This is a genomic window from Oleiphilus sp. HI0132 (assembly GCF_001635845.1).
In genome coordinates, this window is sequence record NZ_LWGJ01000770.1 from 1 (window position 1) to 4,444 (window position 4,444).

Here is a 4,444-nt window from a genome sequence, read left to right on the forward strand (position 1 = left end):
ATTTCCGACACCAGCACTCCTCGATCCATAATTTGCTCTGCTAGTTTTTGATTTTGCCTTGGGTAAACAAGATCTAAGCCCGTCCCCAAAACAGCACAGGTAATGCCACTTGCTTCCAAGGCTCCTCGATGGGCCAAAGTATCAACCCCCAAAGCCAAACCACTAACGACATTCTGGCCCTGAAGGCTCAACTCATAGGCAAAAGAATAGGCATGCTGTTTCCCGGCCATACTTGGTTTTCTGCTACCCACAACGGCTAAGGCAGGCAACAATAAAGACTCCAGACAGCCTTTCAGATAGATCATAGGCGGCGGACAAAATACTTCCTTTAATAAAGACGGATAGCCTGCATCCTCAATACTTAATATATGCTGTCGCGCAGGTTCCGACCACTCCATCAACGTCTCGGTCGAACGTGGAAGCGCCTGGGATAATGCAGCTTCATTAATGTTGACCAGGGCTCGTGCCATCACTGGTTTAAGACCGCTTGAGCATAAAGCCTCGTAGTCAGCTTTCGTAAGCGCGTCAACGCTCCCAAAGTGAGAATAAAGGTGATAAAAAGTCTTCAGGCCCAAGCCTTTGACTGCAGAAAGTTGTGCGATGTATTCGCAACTTGAAGAAATAGCCATACGATCATCCTTAATCGATTTATTAGCAGAATGCCCTATTCCGGGCCTAGGTATACTTTGCCAAGCAATCGCCCAACAAAAAAGGCAGCTTAATCCTTAAGCTGCCTTCAGTTTACTTTAACCTTTACAGCCTCGCTAATTCAAGGCTCAGGTTCAAATCAAGGCGTACGAACCTCGTCCATCACAGCAAGTGGGCGTGTTGCTTTCAAAACCAAGCCGTAGCTCAATTTCTCAAAGACTCTAAACACCATTAACAAACCTGCACGCTGTGAAGGTAACTCAATCTTTTCTTTGGTGTAAGGATCACGAACCAAGCCGCCTCTCTTGTATACTGCGAGTACATTACCTTCCTTAATACCATCACGCTCGCCGCGGTTGATAACAACAACATTATACTGACCAATATTACCAACACCTGAAGCCACAGAAATCATCTTGCCTCGAATATCATGCTCTGGCTTACTTGGCACAAAATTAGAGTTAATCATTCTATCTTCAGTCGGCAACAAGCGGTCACCTTGGCGCAATTCTTCACTGCTACGAAGAATATTCAGCGTCACAACTTCTTTGTTTACTTGATCAACATCTGCAGTGGCAATCGCTTTCGCTTCAAGCCCCAATAATTCATTCGTTTCGGGGTCAATATAAGTCTCGCTAGAACGATATACGGCTACTTTCTCAGCACCCTTAACGTCACCTCGAGCGAAGACCGTATCACCAGTCCCGGTGATCAGGTGATTCTCACGACCGATAAGCACGTAAGGCGCCATTTCCATCTCTTCTTTTTCAACAATTCGGTTCTGAGACAAGAAACTGGCTATTGCATCAAGTGGAATCGTCGGAATCGCAGCAGAAATTGGCGTTGCCTTAATTTGAGGACTGAGCTTAACCACGCCATTTTGAGGGCCTGCCTTCAAGGTAGTAAGTCGCGGTTGGCCATTAATATATATCAGACCAATAATATCACCAGGATAGATAAGGTGAGGATTCGAGACCTGAGGGTTCGCATGCCAGATTTCTGGCCATAGCCAAGGCGACTTCAAAAAGCGCTCTGAGATATCCCACAAGGTATCACCCTTTACGACAACGTAACGATCCGGGTGGTTGTCAGCCAATTCAGGGGATGCCAAGACGGATTGAACCAGCGCCAGGCTTGTCAATATTACGGAGATGAGTAACTTTCGGATCATGTGCTGCCTACATAATAAATTTATGTCTAAGATATAAGTGTGCGAAAAAAAGGCACGGTATCTAGAAAACTATAGATCAAGATTTAACAATTTGTACTAATTTCCTTTTCTATAAGATAATAGTAGCAGTGATATCGTGACACGCACCACAATTTAATACTAGTACAGCGCTAATAAACCAGCCATAACAGGATCCACATGTCGATTTTAGAAATTTTAGAATATCCAGACCCTCGCCTTCGTACTCTGGCCAAACCGGTCGAAGAGTTTGATGACAATCTGCAAACCCTTATCGATGACATGTTTGAGACCATGTATGATGCTCCCGGCATTGGTCTGGCAGCAACACAGATAGATCGCCACCTCCAATTAATAGTGATGGACCTGTCAGAAGATAAGAGCGAACCACTGGTATTTATTAACCCTAAAGTCACTGTTTTAGAGGGTGAGCTAGAAAAAATGCAAGAAGGCTGCCTGTCCGTTCCTGGCTTTTATGAAGATATTAGCCGAATCGAACATGTGCTGATCGAAGCGCTAGACCGACAAGGCAAAGAGTTTAGCCTAGAAGCAGAGGGGCTACTAGCCGTTTGCATCCAACACGAAATGGATCACTTAAACGGTAAACTCTTTGTTGACTATTTAAGCGGTTTAAAACGTAATCGTATCAAAAAGAAACTAGAGAAGATTCATCGCAGTCAGGAACGCGCTTAAAACGCCTTTTATCATATCTGTGCGATTTTTATTTACCCAATTTAAAAAAGTGATTTCAGTTTGAAGATTATCTTTGCCGGTACACCGGAGTTTGCAGCCAAAAGCCTCCAAGCCATTATTGACCAAAACCATGAGGTCATCGCCGTCTACACTCAGCCAGACCGTCCGGCAGGGCGTGGCAAGAAGCTCGTAAAAAGCGAGGTAAAACAGGTAGCTGAAGCGCATGGCATTCCAGTATTCCAACCTGAAAAGCTGACAAACCCCGAGGCCCAGACGGAACTAGCAGCGCTCAAGGCAGACCTAATGATTGTAGCGGCTTATGGCCTGCTCCTACCTAAAGCAGTGTTGGACATGCCCACTTTCGGCTGTATCAATATCCACGCGTCTTTACTTCCACGCTGGCGTGGCGCTGCGCCGATTCAGCGTGCAATTCAGGAGGGTGACCGTGAAACGGGCATTACCATCATGCAAATGGACGTAGGCTTAGATACCGGCGACATGCTACTCAAACTCAAAACCGATATCACTGACCAGGATACTGGCGGTAGCCTTCATGACCGGCTCGCTGAACAAGGAGCCAGCGCGATTTTGCAATATCTCGAACAGCGTGAAACATTAGCGGCTGAACCTCAAGATAACGAACTGGCGAATTACGCACATAAACTGAGTAAACAAGAAGCTTGCATTAACTGGCAAGATAGCGCCCAACAGATCTGTCGCAATATCCGAGCGTTCAACCCTTGGCCGGTATCGTTTCTGGAGTTTCTTGATGCAAAAGGGAAAGTTCAGCGTGTCCGTATCTTTGAAGCATCAGAAGTCGAAACAAACGATGACCGAGTAGCCGGTACTATTCTGGAAAAAACCAAAAACGGCATCATTATCCAGTGTGGCCAAGGCGCTATCAGCATTCAGCAACTCCAACTTCCGGGGGCAAAAGCCATGGACGTTCAATCTTTCGTGAACGGCGGTAAAGCGCTATTAAATGCGGGAGAGCAGCTGAATGTCAATCATGACAACTAGGTCTGGCGGACGCAGTCGTCGCCAATCACGAGCTAGACGCTCCAAGCAAAATATCCGACTTCCTAAGCTACCTGCAATAGAAAGCTTAAGCAGCGTCAGAGCGCTTGCCAGCCATCTTTTACACAGTGTCGCTTATGAACAAAAGTCACTGACTGCACTCATGCCCATCGCTGCTGAACAGGTGGCAGATAAAGACGGCGCCCTTCTTCAGGAAATTGTCTATGGAGCCTGTCGCTGGTACGAGTATTTGGCAAATAACCATAATCAGTTTTTGGAAACACCGCTCCAGCACGAAGATAAACTGGTTGAAAGCATTCTAAAAGTAGGGGCTTACCAACTCCTATTCATGCGCACACCCGCCCACGCTGCAATTAATGAAACTGTGCAAGCCGCTGCCGAGCTGGGAATAGAGCACTTTAAGCCTTTGATCAATGCAGTGCTTCGAAAAATATCCGCCCTGCCAGCGATCGAAGCAGGTGAAGCAACAAACGAAATCATTAATGCCAGCTACCCTGAGTGGATTAAAGAAAAGGTTAAACATAACTGGCCAGAAAAGTGGCAAGATATTCTTCGCCAGGGAAATGCACGCCCTCCGATGACACTGAGAGTTAATCGACAGTTCGCTGAAAGTGACGAACCAAGACAACACTACCTGGATTTACTAACGGAACAGGAAATTGAAGCGCAAACTTGCGCCTTCAGTTCTTTCGGCATCCAGTTGCTCAAACCGGTTCCCGTAGCCGCTTTACCCAAGTTTCGCGAGGGCGCAGCAAGCGTTCAGGATGAAGCAGCCCAACTATGTTGTGACTTACTGGAACTAGAAGAAGGCCATAAGGTACTCGATGCCTGTGCCGCACCAGGCGGAAAAACCTGTGCGATCCTGGAATCCCAAAC

At 46.6% G+C, this 4,444-nt stretch carries 5 protein-coding genes; 3 read left to right on the forward strand and 2 right to left on the reverse strand.

Going from position 1 to position 4,444, the window contains the following annotated elements; translation table 11 throughout:
* Positions 1-629: DNA-processing protein DprA (locus tag A3766_RS09050; protein WP_197479464.1), on the reverse strand; the 629-nt coding region annotated here is incomplete at its 3' end.
* A gap of 158 nt (positions 630-787) precedes the next feature.
* Positions 788-1,819, reverse strand: a complete 1,032-nt coding sequence (locus tag A3766_RS09055; RefSeq protein WP_231872321.1) for a LysM peptidoglycan-binding domain-containing protein — start codon at positions 1,817-1,819, stop codon at positions 788-790.
* A gap of 198 nt (positions 1,820-2,017) precedes the next feature.
* On the opposite strand from A3766_RS09055, the gene def reads away from it, so the two are divergent.
* From def to A3766_RS09070, 3 genes are all read left to right on the forward strand, one after another.
* A complete protein-coding gene (gene def / locus A3766_RS09060) occupies positions 2,018-2,530 on the forward strand; it encodes a peptide deformylase (RefSeq protein ID WP_068508982.1) in 513 nt (170 codons plus the stop codon).
* 60 nt (positions 2,531-2,590) lie between these two features.
* Positions 2,591-3,550, forward strand: a complete 960-nt coding sequence (gene fmt / locus A3766_RS09065; RefSeq protein WP_068512830.1) for a methionyl-tRNA formyltransferase — start codon at positions 2,591-2,593, stop codon at positions 3,548-3,550.
* A partial coding sequence (locus A3766_RS09070; RefSeq protein WP_304440948.1) for a transcription antitermination factor NusB occupies positions 3,531-4,444 on the forward strand: 914 nt, incomplete at its 3' end. The genes fmt and A3766_RS09070, both read left to right, overlap by 20 nt.